Origin of the sequence: Salipiger sp. IMCC34102, assembly GCF_004145405.1 — a bacterium.
Classification (GTDB): Bacteria; Pseudomonadota; Alphaproteobacteria; order Rhodobacterales; family Rhodobacteraceae; genus Loktanella.
Window position 1 is genome coordinate 132,656 of the sequence record NZ_SELQ01000006.1, and the last position, 15,144, is coordinate 147,799.

Annotated in this window: 18 protein-coding genes; 12 read left to right on the forward strand and 6 right to left on the reverse strand. The window is 68.3% G+C overall.

Annotated elements, in window-relative coordinates; all coding sequences use genetic code 11:
* Nucleotides 1-8: 8 nt before the first annotated feature.
* Nucleotides 9-320, forward strand: coding sequence for a hypothetical protein (locus EU805_RS13305; protein WP_129764474.1), 312 nt, complete (start codon nt 9-11; stop codon nt 318-320).
* 94 nt (nt 321-414) lie between these two features.
* On the opposite strand, the gene EU805_RS13310 is transcribed toward EU805_RS13305, so the two are convergent.
* Nucleotides 415-1,383 (reverse strand): L-threonylcarbamoyladenylate synthase, encoded by a 969-nt coding sequence (locus tag EU805_RS13310; RefSeq protein WP_129764475.1) that lies wholly within the window; start codon nt 1,381-1,383, stop codon nt 415-417.
* A gap of 87 nt (nt 1,384-1,470) precedes the next feature.
* On the opposite strand from EU805_RS13310, the gene EU805_RS13315 reads away from it, so the two are divergent.
* From EU805_RS13315 to EU805_RS13335, 5 genes are all read left to right on the forward strand, one after another.
* Complete coding sequence (locus EU805_RS13315) at nt 1,471-3,174, forward strand: acyl-CoA dehydrogenase (RefSeq protein WP_129764476.1); 1,704 nt, start codon at nt 1,471-1,473, stop codon at nt 3,172-3,174.
* Between the two features lie 73 nt (nt 3,175-3,247).
* Nucleotides 3,248-4,270: an MBL fold metallo-hydrolase gene (locus EU805_RS13320; RefSeq protein ID WP_242494162.1), complete on the forward strand. Its 1,023-nt coding sequence runs from the start codon at nt 3,248-3,250 to the stop codon at nt 4,268-4,270.
* A gap of 35 nt (nt 4,271-4,305) precedes the next feature.
* Complete coding sequence (locus EU805_RS13325; protein WP_129764477.1) at nt 4,306-5,688, forward strand: HD-GYP domain-containing protein; 1,383 nt, start codon at nt 4,306-4,308, stop codon at nt 5,686-5,688.
* A 55-nt stretch (nt 5,689-5,743) separates the two neighbouring features.
* Entirely contained in the window at nt 5,744-5,878 is a 135-nt protein-coding gene (locus tag EU805_RS13330; RefSeq protein ID WP_129764478.1) for an aa3-type cytochrome c oxidase subunit IV, read from the forward strand.
* Nucleotides 5,878-6,492 carry a hypothetical protein gene (locus EU805_RS13335; protein ID WP_129764479.1) on the forward strand — a complete coding sequence of 205 codons (615 nt, stop codon included), beginning with the start codon at nt 5,878-5,880 and terminating at the stop codon, nt 6,490-6,492. The genes EU805_RS13330 and EU805_RS13335 overlap by 1 nt, the downstream gene beginning before the upstream one ends.
* Nucleotides 6,493-6,568: 76 nt before the next feature.
* Here the strand turns inward: EU805_RS13335 and EU805_RS13340 are convergent, their stop codons facing one another.
* Nucleotides 6,569-6,898 (reverse strand): AzlD domain-containing protein, encoded by a 330-nt coding sequence (locus tag EU805_RS13340; protein ID WP_129764480.1) that lies wholly within the window; start codon nt 6,896-6,898, stop codon nt 6,569-6,571.
* Entirely contained in the window at nt 6,895-7,593 is a 699-nt protein-coding gene (locus EU805_RS13345) for an AzlC family ABC transporter permease (RefSeq protein WP_129764481.1), read from the reverse strand. Before EU805_RS13345 ends, EU805_RS13340 begins: the two co-directional genes overlap by 4 nt.
* Nucleotides 7,594-7,640: 47 nt before the next feature.
* On the opposite strand from EU805_RS13345, the gene EU805_RS13350 reads away from it, so the two are divergent.
* The 5 genes from EU805_RS13350 (at nt 7,641) to EU805_RS13370 (ending at nt 12,339) form a co-directional block, all read left to right on the forward strand.
* Complete coding sequence (locus tag EU805_RS13350; protein WP_129764482.1) at nt 7,641-8,522, forward strand: formate dehydrogenase accessory sulfurtransferase FdhD; 882 nt, start codon at nt 7,641-7,643, stop codon at nt 8,520-8,522.
* Nucleotides 8,523-8,583: 61 nt separating this feature from the next.
* Nucleotides 8,584-9,165, forward strand: coding sequence for a molybdenum cofactor guanylyltransferase MobA (gene mobA, locus EU805_RS13355; RefSeq protein WP_129764483.1), 582 nt, complete (start codon nt 8,584-8,586; stop codon nt 9,163-9,165).
* Nucleotides 9,162-9,653, forward strand: coding sequence for a molybdopterin-guanine dinucleotide biosynthesis protein B (mobB, locus tag EU805_RS13360; RefSeq protein WP_129764484.1), 492 nt, complete (start codon nt 9,162-9,164; stop codon nt 9,651-9,653). Before mobA ends, mobB begins: the two co-directional genes overlap by 4 nt.
* Nucleotides 9,650-11,743: a gephyrin-like molybdotransferase Glp gene (gene glp, locus EU805_RS13365; RefSeq protein ID WP_129764485.1), complete on the forward strand. Its 2,094-nt coding sequence runs from the start codon at nt 9,650-9,652 to the stop codon at nt 11,741-11,743. The genes mobB and glp overlap by 4 nt, the downstream gene beginning before the upstream one ends.
* Nucleotides 11,740-12,339 carry an N-acetyltransferase gene (locus EU805_RS13370; RefSeq protein WP_129764486.1) on the forward strand — a complete coding sequence of 200 codons (600 nt, stop codon included), beginning with the start codon at nt 11,740-11,742 and terminating at the stop codon, nt 12,337-12,339. Before glp ends, EU805_RS13370 begins: the two co-directional genes overlap by 4 nt.
* Here the strand turns inward: EU805_RS13370 and def (EU805_RS13375) are convergent.
* From def (EU805_RS13375) to def (EU805_RS13385), 3 genes are read right to left on the reverse strand one after another with little or no spacing between them, the layout of a single operon-like run.
* Entirely contained in the window at nt 12,311-12,805 is a 495-nt protein-coding gene (gene def, locus EU805_RS13375) for a peptide deformylase (protein ID WP_129764487.1), read from the reverse strand. The genes EU805_RS13370 and def (EU805_RS13375) overlap by 29 nt on opposite strands.
* Nucleotides 12,802-13,257 carry a peptide deformylase gene (def, locus tag EU805_RS13380; protein WP_129764488.1) on the reverse strand — a complete coding sequence of 152 codons (456 nt, stop codon included), beginning with the start codon at nt 13,255-13,257 and terminating at the stop codon, nt 12,802-12,804. The genes def (EU805_RS13375) and def (EU805_RS13380) overlap by 4 nt, the downstream gene beginning before the upstream one ends.
* Complete coding sequence (def, locus tag EU805_RS13385) at nt 13,254-13,775, reverse strand: peptide deformylase (RefSeq protein WP_129764489.1); 522 nt, start codon at nt 13,773-13,775, stop codon at nt 13,254-13,256. Before def (EU805_RS13385) ends, def (EU805_RS13380) begins: the two co-directional genes overlap by 4 nt.
* A gap of 112 nt (nt 13,776-13,887) precedes the next feature.
* Between def (EU805_RS13385) and EU805_RS13390 the strand changes: the two genes are divergently transcribed.
* Complete coding sequence (locus EU805_RS13390; protein ID WP_129764490.1) at nt 13,888-15,057, forward strand: MalY/PatB family protein; 1,170 nt, start codon at nt 13,888-13,890, stop codon at nt 15,055-15,057.
* Nucleotides 15,058-15,144 lie beyond the last annotated feature (87 nt).

A 15,144-nucleotide genomic window follows, 5' to 3' on the forward strand; every position in this document is an offset into this window, starting at 1 on the left:
ACCGCCCCTTGAACCGCACCGAATTCATCGCCGCCACCGCCGTCATCCTCTTCGCCGCCTTCGCATTGGGGTGGTTCGCGAACTGGCTGGTGACCCGCGCGACACGCGTCACCAAGGCGGAAATCGGGGAACTCGATCGCATGGCCCAGGCCCTGCACGAGGCCGAGGAGACCCGCGACCAGGCGATCACCTACCTCCAGCAGCGCGAGGCGGAGATCACCAACCAGCTGGCCCAGACCGAGGCCGAACTGCGGGCCGCGATGGACGGGCTCCGCGACGCCCGCCGCGAGGCCGAGGACCTGCGCCGCCGCGCCGGCTGATCGGTGATGCACGTGCTGCCGCCGGCTGGGGAATTTACGGCAGTGGTAAACGGCCCGGACGTCAGGGTTTTCAGGTCCGCTCACCCGTCTTGCGTCAGTCCCGCGGGGCCGCGGCCCGCTTGAGCCGGTCGTTGATCGCCCGTCCCAGACCGTGGTCGGGCACCGGGGCGACCGCGATGGCCTCCGCCCCCGCCGCATCGAGCCGGTGTAGGCAGTCGAACAGCCGCGCGGCCGCTTCGCGCAGATCGCCGCGGTCGGACAAGGTCAGATCGCCCGCAATATCACCGAACCCCAGAAAGACCTCTCCCGGTTCGGCCCGTTCCGCATTCAGACGAACGCGGCCCACGGGCGCGTAATGGCTCGCCAATTGCCCCGGGGACCGCGGCGCGCCTTCGCCCCCGCCCGAGGCGCGGCCCAGGGCTAACGGAGCGCCGAGTGCCGCCTCCAAAGCCTCCACCGGCAGACCGCCCGCGCGCAGAAGGGTCGGCGGGCCGGTCACGTCGACGATGGTGGATTCCACGCCCACGTCGCAGGGCCCGCCGTCGAGGACCGCCTCGATTCGCCCGTCGAGACCCGCCAGCACGTGGTCGGCCGTCGTGGGTGACACGCGGCCCGAGGGGTTGGCCGAAGGGGCCGCGACCGGGCCGCCAAAGGCTTTCAGCAGCGCCTGCGCCACGGGATGGTCCGGCACCCGCACCCCCAGCGTCCGCAGCCCCGCGGTCACCAGCGAAGAGACTTCTCCCCGTACCGGTGCCACCAGCGTCAGCGCGCCGGGCCAGAAGGCCTGCGCCAGTATCTCACCGTCCGGGCCGAGGTCCACGAGCGCGCGGGCCCCGTCCAGCTTCGCGACGTGGGCGATCAACGGGTTGAACGACGGGCGGCCCTTCGCCTCGTAGATGCGCGCGACCGCCTCCGAGGACCTGGCGTCCGCGCCGAGCCCGTAGACCGTCTCGGTCGGGAAGGCGCACAGACCGCCCCCGGCCAGAACGTCGCGCGCCCGCGCGATCCCCGCGGCGTCGGCGCTCAGCCTCTCTGACGTGGCGTTGTCGTTGCGTGCACACATGCTAGGGTTACCTTGCAAACCAGCGCGCGGCATAGCGGCCCGCGCGTCCGATGCCAAGCGCCGCCGTTTCCAGCAAGGTTCAGTTTCATGCCCTATACCGCACCTGCCACCGACCTGTCGTTCATCCTCGATCACATCGCGGGCCTGCCGGCCGTCGCCGCGACCGAGCGTTTCGCCGATGCCACACCGGACATGAGCACCGCCATCCTGACCGAAGCCGCCAAGATGTGCGACGAGGTCCTCGCACCCTTGCAGCGCAATGGCGACACCGATCCCGCCCGCCTGGAGAACGGTGTCGTGCGCACGTCCAAGGGCTTCGGCGACGGTTACCGCGCGATCGCCGAGGGCGGCTGGATCGGCATGAGCGGCCCGGTCGAATACGGCGGCATGGGCCTGCCGCTGGCATTGACGACGGCGGTCAACGACATGATGGCGGGAGCTTGCCTGTCGCTGCAGCTCAACCCGCTGATGGCCCAGGGCCAGATCGAGGCGCTGGAGCATCACGCCTCGGACGCGATCAAGGAGCTTTACCTGCCCAAGCTGATCTCGGGCGAGTGGTGCGGCACGATGAACCTGACCGAACCGCAGGCGGGCTCGGACGTGGGCGCGCTGACGTCGAAGGCCGAACCGAACGGCGACGGCACCTATGCGATCACGGGCCAGAAGATCTACATCAGCTGGGCCGACAACGATTTCACCGACAACGTCTGCCACCTGGTGCTGGCCCGTCTGCCGGACGGGGTGCCTGGCACCAAGGGCATCAGCCTCTTCCTGGTGCCGAAGTTCCTGCCCGACGAAGACGGCAACGCGGGCAAGCGCAACGACCTGCGGGTCGTCAGCCTCGAGCACAAGATGGGCCTGCACGGCTCCCCCACCGCGGTGATGGAATACGCGGGCGCCACCGGCTGGATGGTCGGGCCCGAGAACGGCGGCATGGCCGCGATGTTCACCATGATGAACAACGCCCGCGTGGGCGTGGGCACGCAAGGCGTTGGCGCGGGCGAAGGGGCCTACCAGCACGCGCTGGCCTACGCGCTGGAACGCAAGCAGGGCAAGGCGGGCGGCTCGGGCTCAATCATCGAGCACGCCGACGTCCGCCGGATGCTGGCCGAGATGAAGTCCGAGCTTTTCGCCGCGCGCAGCATCACCATGATGTGCGCCTGCGCGCTCGACATGACCACCGCCACGGGCGATGCCGCCTGGCGCGCGCGCGCGGCCCTTCTGACGCCCATCGCCAAGGCCTTCGGGTCCGAGACGGGAATCAAGGTCGCCTCGATGGGGGTGCAGGTTCATGGCGGCATGGGCGTGATCGAGGAGACGGGCGCCGCGCAATACGTGCGGGACGTGCGCGTGACGGCGATCTACGAAGGCACCAACGGCATCCAGGCCATGGACCTCGTGGGCCGCAAGATGATGGACGGTGGCGAGGCCGCCCAGGCCCTTCTGGAAGAGATCCAGGCCGGCGCCGACAGCGCGAAGGCGGACCACCCCGAACTGGCGGAGGCGGTCTGGCAGGCCGCTGCCGACCTGTCGGAATGCGTCGACCACATCGCCACGCTGGAGACTCCCGATCGCTTCGCCGGGGCCGTGCCGTTCCTGATGGCCTTCGCGCGGGTGCTGGGCGGCCACGCGCATCTGAAGGCGGCCCTCGAGGGCGACGCGGCGCGCCAGCGGCTCGCCACGTTCTACATCACGCGCCTGCTGCCGGACGTCGGCGGCCTGATCGCGCAGGTGCGCACCGACAGCGCCGAGCTCATGTCGCTGACCGCGGACGACCTGGCCGTCGCGTGAGGACCGCGAACGGGGGCCGGTGGGCGGGGCGGCTTTGCGGGCCCGCCCCGCAGACAGCGTCCTTCGCCGCCCCGTGAAGATCACCACCCCCTACCTCGAGCCGCCCGGCCCCGGCAGGGCCACGCAAGTGGCCGCCGGCATCCTGTGGATGCGCCTGCCCTTGCCGATGGCGCTGGATCACGTGAACGTCTATGCGTTGGACGACGGTGACGGCTGGACGATCGTGGACACTGGCTTCGACAGCCGCAGGACCCGGGCGCTCTGGCAGGACCTGCTGGATGGTCCCCTCGCCGGGAAGCCGGTCACCCGGGTGCTGATCACCCACCACCACCCCGACCACATGGGCCTAGCGGGCTGGTTCGTGGAACGCGGCGCGGAGCTTCTGACCACCCGCACGGCCTACCTCCAGGCGCGCATGCTCATCCTCGACGAGCAGGCCAATGCCACACCGGAACAGGTCACCTTCTGGACCCGCGCCGGCATGGACCCCGAGATCTTGGCAAAACGTCGTGCCGAGCGTCCCTTCAACTTCGCCGATTGCGTGCATCCGCTGCGGCTGGGCTACACGCGCCTCGCCGAGGGTGATGCGATCACCGCCGCGGGGCGCGTCTGGGATATCCGCATGGGCGAAGGTCACGCCCCCGAACACGCGACCCTGTGGTCCCGGGACGGCGAGGTCGTTCTCGGGGGGGACCAGCTACTTTTGTCGATCTCACCGCATCTGGGTGTCTATCCGACCGAACCGCAGGCGGACCCGGTGGGCGACTGGATCGACACCTGCGAAAGGTTTCGACCGCATGCGACCCCCGACCAGCTGATCCTCGGCGGGCACAAGCTGCCCTATACCGGCTTGCCCCTGCGCCTGCGCCAGATGATCGAGAATCATCATTCCGCGCTGGCGCGGCTGCACGCGCACCTGTCGGAGCCCCGCACCGCCGCAGAGTGCTTCGCGCCGCTTTTCAAGCGGCAGATCGACGCGGGCACCTACGGACTTGCGCTGTCGGAGGCATTGGCCCATCTCAACCATCTGCACCGGACAGGCCAAGCCAGCCGGACCCTGTCCGATGACGGAGCCTATCGCTTTCGGGCGACGTGACGATTTTTTAATCCCCGGGCGCGATACGTCCCGGCATGAAAGATCACAGGTTTCCGCGCATACCGCCGGGGCTGCCCCTGGCCCAGATCCTCGGGCCCCTCAGCCACGCGCTCGAACTGACGGAAGGGCAACCCGTGGGGCATTGCCTGCGCTGTTGCTACATCGGCACGCGCATCGGTGACGCGCTGAACCTGCCCGAAGCGGAGATGGACGATCTGTTCTACACGCTCCTGCTGAAGGATCTGGGGTGTTCCTCCAACGCGTCCCAAGTCAGCCAGACCTATCTGGCCGACGACATCGCCTTCAAGAACACCTTCAAGACCCTGCCCGATTCCCCCGTTGCCGCGCTGCGTTTCGTCCTGAGTGGCACCGGCCCGAAGGCCGACCTTCCGCGGCGGATCCGCGCGCTCGCGAATGTCCTGCGCAACGGCGGGCAGATCGTGAACGACATCATCGAAACCCGCTGCCAGCGCGGCGCCGCGATCGCCAAACGGCTGCATTTCTCGCCGTCGGTGCAGGACGGGATCTCCAACCTCGACGAGCACTGGAACGGTAAGGGCTGGCCCAACGGTCTCAGCGGAGAGGCCATTCCGCTGGCCTCCCGGATCGCACTTCTGTCCCAACTCGTCGACGTCATCCATCACGCCCGAGGCCGCAAGGCCGCCATGGACGAGGTCGCCGGACGCAGCGGCGGCCGGTTCGACCCGGAGCTGGTCGAGATCTTCAAGCGCCTCGCGAAGGATCCGGACTTCTGGGCCGACCTGGAGGATCCGGACATCGAGTTCCTCGTCCTGTCCCGTGGAGCGGCCCTGCATCAGCGTCCCGTGAACGCGGATTTCCTGGACGAGGTCGCAGCCGCTTTCGCGAACGTGGTCGACGCCAAGAGCCGGTTTACGGCAGATCATTCGGACCGTGTGACCCTCTACACCGACATGATCGCGACGCAACTGGGTCACAGCGCCCAGCATCGTCGCTGGTTGCGCCGGGCGGCCTTGTTGCACGATCTGGGAAAGCTCGGTGTCAGCAACCAGATCCTGGACAAACCGGGGGCCCTCGACGCCGCGGAATGGCAGGCGATCCGGGCGCACCCGGCGGCCGGGTCCGAAATCCTCAAGCGCATAACGGCGTTCGCCGACATGGCGCCCATCGCCCGCAGTCATCACGAAAGGCTCGACGGCGGCGGTTATCCCGACGGGCTGACGGCAGAGGCGCTTCCGCTCGACGTGCGGATCGTCACCGTGGCCGATGTCTTCGATGCACTGTCGGCGCACCGGCCCTATCGCGATGCGCTGCCGATGGACGAGGTGTTCGACATCCTCGACCGCGAAACCGGGACCGCGTTCGACGCGGATTGCGTCGCGGCCCTGAAATCGGGCCTGGGTCGGCTGCAATCCGTCCGGGGCGCGCGGAACGCGTGACAGCGTCGGATCGATGCGCTATCTGACGGCCAAACCGGATCCAGAGGACGACCCCATGGCAGACCACGAGCACGGCAAGATGGACATCTCGAACCAGGAAAAGACCTTCGACGGCTTCATGTGGTTCGTCAGCCGCGGCACGATCGCCATCATCGTCGTCCTGATCGTCCTGGCGCTCGTCAACGCCTGATGCTCACCCGTCGCATGGCCCTGCTAGGCGGCGCTGCGGCCCTGGCGGGCTGTGGCGGCGCGCCCGAGACGTCGTCTCCGCCGCAGATGATTGCGGACCGCCAATACGCCGGTCCGGGCCCGCGGGTGCTGACGCTGTTCACCATGCGCCGCATCTCGTCGGGCAGTGGCGAGCATTCCTCGCTGCTGATCGATGCCCCCAGCCAGAGGATCCTGTTCGATCCCGCGGGTTCGTTCCGGCATTCCACCATCGCCGAGCGCAACGACGTGATCTTCGGTGTCACTCCCGAGGTCGAAGACTATTACGTCTCGTATCACGCGCGTGAGACCTATTACGTCCTGGCGCAGACGGTGCGGGTCACGGATGCCGTGGCCGAACGCGCGGCCCAGTTGGCCCTGTCCAACGGTCCCGTCGCGCGGTCCTTCTGCGCGTCCGCGACCTCGCGCCTGCTGCGCCAGTTGCCCGGCTTCGAGAGTGTCCCACAGACGCTGTTTCCCAACACGCTTGCCCGCGGTTTCGGCCGCCTGCCCGGCGTGACGGAGCGGGAATGGTACGAGGACGATCCCGACAACAAGGCCCTCGCCTTGGCGGAAATCGACATGCAGTTGCGCTGACGCGCAACCGGGGGGCTCTGCCCCCCACGGCGCAGGCGCCTCCCCCCGGGATATTTAGGGCCAGAAGAAGCGGATCCTAGACCCCGCTCAACAACCACAGGACGGCGTAGAGGGCCGCGAATCCCGCGAGCACCGCCGGGATCACGCTGCGGGTCCACAGACCGACCCCCAGTGCCGTGAACGCCGCGACGAGGCGGGCGGGGTCCGGTGATCCGCCGGTCGCATCCGGCCAGAGCACCAGTGGCGCGACAAGGCCCGGCAGCACCGCCACAGGCGTATAGCGCAGCAGGCGCAGAACCAGGGCCGGCATCGGCCGATTTCCGATCAATCCAAGAAACGAGAACCGGATCAGGAAGGTGCCGGCTCCGAGCGCGAGGATGACGATCCAGATCTGCGTATCGGTCATGTCAGGCGCTCCTCGACCAGGACACCGGCAACCATGGCGCATCCCGCCGCGATCAGCAGGCCCGCCCCCGAGGGCAGCCCCGCCAGGGCAAGCGCCACGACGACCGAGACTGCCGCCGCGGCCACATGGGCCAGCGTCCGCAGCATCGGTCCGAGCATCGCGATGAAGGTGATCGGCAAGGCGAAATCGAGCGCCGCCTCGGGCGGAATTCGCGCACCCAGCACAGCCCCCGCCCAGGTCGAGATCACCCAGGCCGGGGCGATCGCGGTCGCCACACCGAAGAAGTAACTCGCGCGGCTGGCAAGGCTCATGCCGGGATCGGCCTCGTAGCGGGCAAGGCTTGCCACGTAGCTTTGGTCGAACATCAGGTAGGCCGCCACTGCCCGTTTCCACATGGGCGCGGCACCGAGGTAGGGAACCAGAGAGGCGGAGTACATCGCCATCCGAAGGTTCACCGCGAGGGCCGCCAGCAAGGTCAGGGCGATTCCCGCGTTGTCGACGATCATCTGCAAGGCCGCGAACTGGGACGCTCCGGCGATCACCAGCACGCTGAACCCCATCGCCTGGCCAAGGCTCAGTCCCGCTTCCATCGCGGAGACGCCGAAGAGGGCCGCGAAGGGCACCGCCACCAGCAGGAAGGGGGATCCGTCCCGCAACCCGCGCAGAAACACCGATTTTTGCGTGGCAGCCGCCATGGATTCACCCTACCCTTCGGACCACGCCTATCCTTGCCCCGAGGGACATTCAATTGGCCACAGCCGACGTCTCCTACCGCATCGCGCCCGCGCCCGAGGACCCGGCGCTGACCCGGGCCGTCACCGGTACCGATCAGACCGGGGCACCGGTGGATCTGAACGTCGTCGAGGAACGACCGCTGACGATCTACCTCAACGCCCGCGAGATCGTCACCGCCATGACCATCGGCGATCACCCGCGCTACCTTGGCCTGGGGTTCTTGCTGAACCAGGGGATGCTGAAGCGGTCTGACCGGGTCACGCGGGTCGACTACGACGAGGAAGTCGAGACGGTCGTCGTCCGCACCGAGCGTCAGACCAACCACGAGGAGAAACTGGCGAAGAAGACGCGCACCTCGGGCTGCGCCGTCGGCACGGTCTTCGGCGACATGATGGAAGGGCTGGAAGGCCTCGAGCTGCCGGACACGCCCGTGCGGACCTCTGACCTCTATCACCTGAGCCACGTCATCAACCGCACGCCAAGCCTGTACCTCGCGGCGGGGGCGATCCACGGCACCGTCCTGTGCCGCGGCAACCAGCCGCTGATCTACATGGAGGATGTCGGCCGCCACAACGCGGTGGACAAGGTGGCCGGCTGGATGTTCAGCGAGAACGAAGCGGCAGACGACAAGATCCTCTACACGACCGGCCGGCTCACTTCCGAAATGGTCATCAAGACCGCGCTGATGGGCATTCCCACGCTGGTCTCGCGCTCTGGTTTCACCGCCTGGGGGGTCGAGATCGCGCGTCAGGTCGGCCTGACGCTGATCGGCCGGATGAAGGGCCAGCGGTTCGTCTGCCTGTCGGGCGAGCATCGGCTGGTCCGCGACGCCGACCCCGCGGCCCAGCCGGACGAGCTGCGTCACAGCGGTCGCAAGGGGGCCGCATGATGGGACGGCGGGCGGGGGGCCTTTATGGCGAAAGCGCAAACAGCGCCGCACGGCGGACGGCATGAAGGCCCCGCTCGGCGTACTGCTGGCCGGGGGCCGGGCCACCCGCATGGGCGGTGGTGACAAGGGGCTTCTGCGGCTCGGGAGTTCCTCGATCCTCGATCACGTCATCGCGCGTCTTGCTCCACAATGTGACGGTCTCGTGCTCAATGCCAACGGCGATCCCGCGCGATTTGATTACCTGGGCCTGACCGTCCTGCCGGACAGCGTGACCGATCACCCCGGACCGCTCGCCGGGGTGCTGGCGGGGCTCGATCATGCGGCCAGGACGGGCCACGACTACATCGTCACCGCCGCCGCGGACACGCCCTTCCTGCCCTGCGATCTTGTCCCGCAGTTGCAACTGGCCGCCGAGGAGAGCAACCTTGCCCTCGCCGCCTCGCCCTCCGGTCGCCAACCCACCTTCGGTCTTTGGCCCGTGTCGCTCCGGGAGCCTTTGCGCACGGCGCTCGCGGCAGGCACGCGAAAGGTCGTCCAGTTCACGCAAGCCCATGGTGGCGTCTTCGCGACCTTCCCCGACGACGCCGCCTTCTTCAACGTCAACACCCCCGAGGACCTGGCCCGGGCGCGGGCTATGGCATGATCCTCTTCGGCGTCACCGGCTGGAAGAACACCGGCAAGACCGGCCTGATGGAACGTCTCGTGACCGAGTTCACCACCCGGGGTCTCAGCGTGTCGACCGTGAAGCACGCGCATCATTCCGTCGACGTCGATCACGCGGGCAAGGACAGCCACCGCCACCGGCAGGCGGGCGCGCAACAGGTCCTGCTGGCCTCTGCCAATCGCTGGGCGCTGATGACCGAGCTGCGGGGCGCGCAAGAGCCACCCCTGAGCGCGCTTCTGGCGCGGCTTGATCCCGTCGACCTGGTTCTCGTCGAAGGCTACAAGCGCGACACCCACCCCAAGATCGAGACCCACCGCGCCGAAGCCGGGCAGCCCTTGCTGGCACGCAACGACCCCACGATCCGTGCCGTGGCCACCGATACGCCGCTCGACATCGACCGACCGACGCTGGACCTCGACGATACCGCCGCCATCGCAAACTTCATCCTGGTGGAGGCCGCGCGATGAGCCGGTTCGACAGCGTCCTGATGGTCGACTGGTCCGGCGGTCACGACCGGGGGGCCACCCCCAAGAAGGACGCCATCTGGACCTGTCTCGCCCGAGCGGGCCATGCCGAGGCCCCCGTCTATCACCGCAACCGCCAAGTGGCCGAGGCTGCGGTCACGCAGATCCTGCGCGCCGAGCTCGATGCGGGCCGCCGCACGCTCGTAGGCTTCGATCTGTGCTTCGCCTACCCCGTCCCCTTCGCCGAGACGCTTACTGGCAATCCCGATCCGCTCGACCTGTGGGATTGGTTCGAGGCGCGCGTCACCGACACCCCTACCGCCAACAACCGCTTCGCACTGGCGGGGGAGATCAACGCCCGCTTCCCCGGAACCGGCCCCTTCTGGGCCAACGGGCGACCCGGCCACGACGTCGAACACCTGCCGCGCACGAAGGCAGGCTATGGCGGCCACGGCATCCCCGAGCAGCGCGCGACCGACCTTGCCTGCGGTGGCTTCTCGCCATTCCAACTGGCGGGCGCGGGGGCCGTCGGTGGTCAGGTCATCATGGGTTTCCCCACGCTTGCGCGCCTGCGACGCACGTTCGGCGACGCCCTCGCGGTCTGGCCGTTCGAGCAGCCCACGCGCCCCATCACCTTGGTGGAGACCTATTTCTCGCTCCTCCCCGCGTCGAACCTGCCCGATCACGCCGTCAAGGATGCAGCACAGGTCGCACTTTACGCGATGCGCTTCTCGGCCCTGTCAAAGGGCGACTGGGATATCCTTCTCGATCATCCGGCAGACGCCGAAGGCCGCGTTCTGGGGGCGGATCACGTGGGGCTTCTGGAACCGTCCGCGCAAATTCCACAGGCCCCGCCCTTGCGCAACGATTGCTTCGCCATGCCGCAAGGCGCGCATTGGACCCCGGTGGACGAAGCCCTGGCCCACTTGCGCGCGGAACTGTCACCGGTGGTCGGGACCGAGACTTTGCCCCTGAGCCAAGCTACAGGCCGCATCTTGGCACGCCCCGTCACGGCCACCCGCAGTCACCCTCCGCATCCCAATTCGGCCGTCGACGGTTACGCACTGGCGGGGCCGCTGCCCGAAGGCGCGCACAGCCTGCCACTGGCCCCCGGTCGCGCTGCGGCGGGCGTGCCGTTCGACGGAACCGTGCCACCAGGCCACGCGCTACGGATCCTCACGGGCGCCAACATCCCCGCCGGCACCGACACTGTCGTCCTGCAAGAGGACGTCGCCGCCACGGACACCCACATCGCGCTCAACGGCCCGCTCAAGCGCGGGGCAAATGCCCGCCGCGCGGGCGAGGACATGGTGGCCGGCTCTCCCGTCCTGCCCGGCGGTCGCCGCCTGACACCGGCCGACCTCGCCACCCTCGCCGCCTGCGGCACGGCCACAGTCACGGTGCACAGCCCCTTGCGCGTCGGCGTGCTGTCCACCGGGGACGAATTGCGCGACCCCGGCACGCCTGCGACCGACGGCGAGATCTTCGATGCCAACCGACCCATGCTGCTCGACGACGTGGCACGCTGGGGCCACATTCCCGTGGACCTTGGCCGCGCGCCCGACGACCGCGAAACCCTGCGCGCGATCCTGAGCGACGCCGCCACCAAGTGCGACGCGATCCTGACCTCGGGCGGGGCTTCCGCGGGGGACGAGGACCATGTCTCCGCCCTGCTGTCGGACACCGGCAGCTTTGCGCTCTGGCGGATCGCGGTGAAACCGGGCCGACCGCTGGCGCTGGGACTTTGGGACGAAACACCGGTCTTCGGCCTGCCCGGCAACCCGGTCGCGGCCCAGGTCTGCGCGCTCATCTTCGCCCGGCCCGCCCTGGCCCGCCTTGCCGGGGCCGACTGGAGCGCGCCGCAAGCCTTCACCGTGCCCGCCGCTTTTACCAAGTCCAAGAAGCCGGGCCGCCGCGAATACCTGCGCGCCCGCCTCACCGACGGCGCCGCAGAGGTCTTCGCGTCGGAAGGATCGGGCCGCGTCTCGGGCCTCTCCTGGGCCACCGGGCTGGTCGAACTGCCCGATCACGCCTGCGACGTGGTCCCCGGCACGCTTGTCCGATACCTGCCCTTCGCCAGCTTTCTCGCGTGAAGATCGGCCCACTGGATCCCGTTCACCGGGACGCGGCCGCGCGGCTATTCTGGCAGGCCAACGAGGCGCAGCTGACCCGCGTGCTGGGCCCCGAGGAGAAAGCGGTCGCGGCCATCGCGCCCGCCATCGACCCGGCCTTCGCCCTCGCCGCCACGCAAGCCGACCGCCTGCTGGGTGTCTTGGGATACCGGGAGGCCCGGGGGGCCTGGGTCCGGCTCGGACAGTTCGACCTCGGGGCCTACGGGATGGGGCGGTTCTGGCGGCGTGCCGCACTCGCCAGCATCCCGAGCGACAGCGAAACCGCCCTCGTCATCGATACGCTGGCCGTCGTGCCCGGGCATCGCGGCGCGGGTATCGGCACGGCCTTGGTGCGCGCGCTGCCTCGGTTGGCCGCGACGCAGGGCCACGATCGCCTGCGCATCGATGTCGCGCCCCAGAACACCCGCGCCCGCGCGCTGTACGAACGAATGGGCTTCGCGGCGGGGCCACCGCAGTCCATGGGCCCGCTCTGGCCGCTCTTCGGCACGCGCCACCGGATCCCGATGCGCAGGCCGGTGGCCCATATTCCTAGCGGCGGCGCTTCGCCGCCCGCTTGAGCAGCATCTCGCGCTTCACCCGACCCAGGCGATCGAAGTACATCTGCCCCGCCATGTGGTCGATCTGGTGCTGCACGCTCGTGGCCCAAAGACCGACGAAATCGCGTTCCTCGACCGCACCGCTTTCGCCCAGGAACCGCACCGTGACCGCCCGGGGCCGCTTCACGACGGCACTCACTCCGGGCAGGCAGGGGGAGGCTTCCTCGTGTTCGCGCGGCTCCACGCTGGCGTGGAGCACTTCGGGGTTGGCCATGCGCACTGCACGCCCCCGGTCCCTCGACGCGTCGACGACGGCCAGCCGCAGCGGCACGCCCAGTTGCACCGCGGCAAGGCCGACGCCCGGCATCGCCTCCATCACGGCAATCATCTCGTCCCACAGGGCGCGAATTTCGTCGGTGATGTCTTCCACATGGGCGGCGGGCGTCCGCAGCACCTTGTGCGGCCATTGCACGATGGGCCGCGTCACGCCGCACCGGCGTGGTCGGTGCACAGGATCCCGTCGAGGTGGTCACGCTCGTGCTGGGCGATGGTCGCGGCGGGCCCCTCCAGCGTGACCTCCTGCGGCAGACCTCTCAGGTCCTGGTAGCGCAGGTGCACGATGGCCGGGCGCGACACCGGCGTCACGCGATCGGGGATCGACAGGCAAACCTCGTCCCGCGTCACCCGCTCGGGCGAGGCGCTTGCCACCACCGGATTCACCATCACCACCCGCTCGGACGCGCCGTCCTTCCAGCCCGCATCCATCACGAACAGGCGTTGCAGCACGCCCACCTGCGGAGCGGCAAGCCCGCGCCCGTTGGCGGCATACATCGCCTCGAACATCTCGTCGGCGAGGGCGGAAAGATCGGCGCCGAAGCCCTCGACATCGGCGCAGACGGCGCGCAGGTCAGGGTGCGGCACCGTCAGGATCTGCCTCACGTTCGGGCCCGCTCGCGCTTGAGCTTGACCATCTTGCGCGTGATCATCTGCCGCTTCATCGGGCCGAGGTAATCGATGAAGAGCTTGCCGTCGAGGTGATCGATCTCGTGCTGGACGCAGGTCGACCAAAGCCCGTCGAACCGCTCCTGCTGCGTCTGACCGTCGACGTCCATCCAGGTGACCTCGACCTCCGCGGGGCGCTCGACCTCGGCGTATTGGTCGGGGATCGAAAGGCACCCTTCCTCGTAGGTGGAACGCTCTTCGCTGGCCCATGTGATCCTCGGGTTGATCAGGACCATCGGGCGCGGCTCCGCCCCCTCTTCCTTCACGCAATCCATCGTGATGATTCGCCGCGTGATCCCCAGTTGAGGGGCGGCCAGGCCGATCCCGGGCGCGTCGTACATCGTCTCGAGCATGTCCTCGGCCAATGCGCGAACTTCTGCATCGACGGTATCGACGGGGTCGGCCACCTTCTTGAGGCGCGGGTCGGGATGGATCAGGATCGGGCGTATCGTCATGCTGCGACGATCTAGGCCGGGCCTGCGGGATTTGCAACAACGGCGCTTTGCCCCTTGCGTCCGCGCGTCAATGCGCCACCCTCATTCCCAAGCTAGGGAAAGGATACCGTCCATGGATTTCGACACGCCCGTGAACCGCCGCGACACCCATTGCGTCAAGTGGGACGCGATGGAGCAGATCTACGGCGTGCCCCGCGACGACGGCATCGCCATGTGGGTCGCGGACATGGAATTCCAGGCCGCCGAGCCGATCCGGAATGCCGTGCGGGACATGGTCGATCACGGCGTCTTCGGCTACTTCGGGGACGACAGCGACTACCGCGCCGCGATCTGTTGGTGGATGCAGGAGCGTCACGGCTGGAGTGTCGATCCGGCCCACATCTTCACGACCCACGGGCTCGTCAACGGCACCGCCATGTGCGTCGATGCCTTTACAAGCCCCGGCGACGGCGTCGTGCTGATGACCCCCGTCTATCATGCCTTCGCCCGGGTCATCACCGCAGCAGACAGGCAGGTCGTCGAACTCGAACTCGTCAACCAGGACGGTCGCTACGAGATGGATTTCGACGCCTGGGACCGGGCCATGACCGGATCGGAGAAAATGCTGGTCCTGTGCTCACCGCACAATCCCGGCGGCCGGGTCTGGACCCGCCAAGAGCTTGAGCAAGTCGCCGATTTCGCACGGCGGCACGACCTCGTGCTCGTCTCGGACGAGATCCACCACGACCTAACCTTTCCCGGCCAAGTTCACACCCCCATGGCCCTGATCGAGGATATCCAGGACCGCCTGGTGATGATGACCTCGACCACGAAGACCTTCAACATCGCGGGCGCGCATACCGGCAACGTCATCATCGCGGACCCCGATCTGCGCACGGCCTTCGCGGCGCGGATCGCCGCGCTTGGCCTGTCACCCAACAGTTTCGGACTGTTCATGACAACCGCGGCCTATACCCCGGACGGGGCCGCCTGGGTCGATGCCGCCCGGCTCTACCTGGACGAGAACCGCCGTATCTTCGACGAAGGTGTCAACAAGATCCCCGGCGTGCACTCGATGCCGCTGGAGGCCACCTACCTCGCCTGGGTCGACTTCACTGGCACCGGCATGTCACGCGAAGAATTCACCCGCCGCGTCGAGAGGGACGCCCAGATTGCTGCCAACCACGGCCCCACCTTCGGCACCGGTGGCGAGAGCTTCCTTCGTTTCAACATTGCGGCCCCGCGCGCCCAGATCGTCGACGCGGTTTCAAGATTGCAGACCGCGTTCGAGGATCTGCAATAAGACTATACACGGCACTCCGCGCGCGCGTCATCGTGGAAGGCGGACTTGCAATTCAACGCGCCCAGGAAGAGCCCCACGGCACGCTTA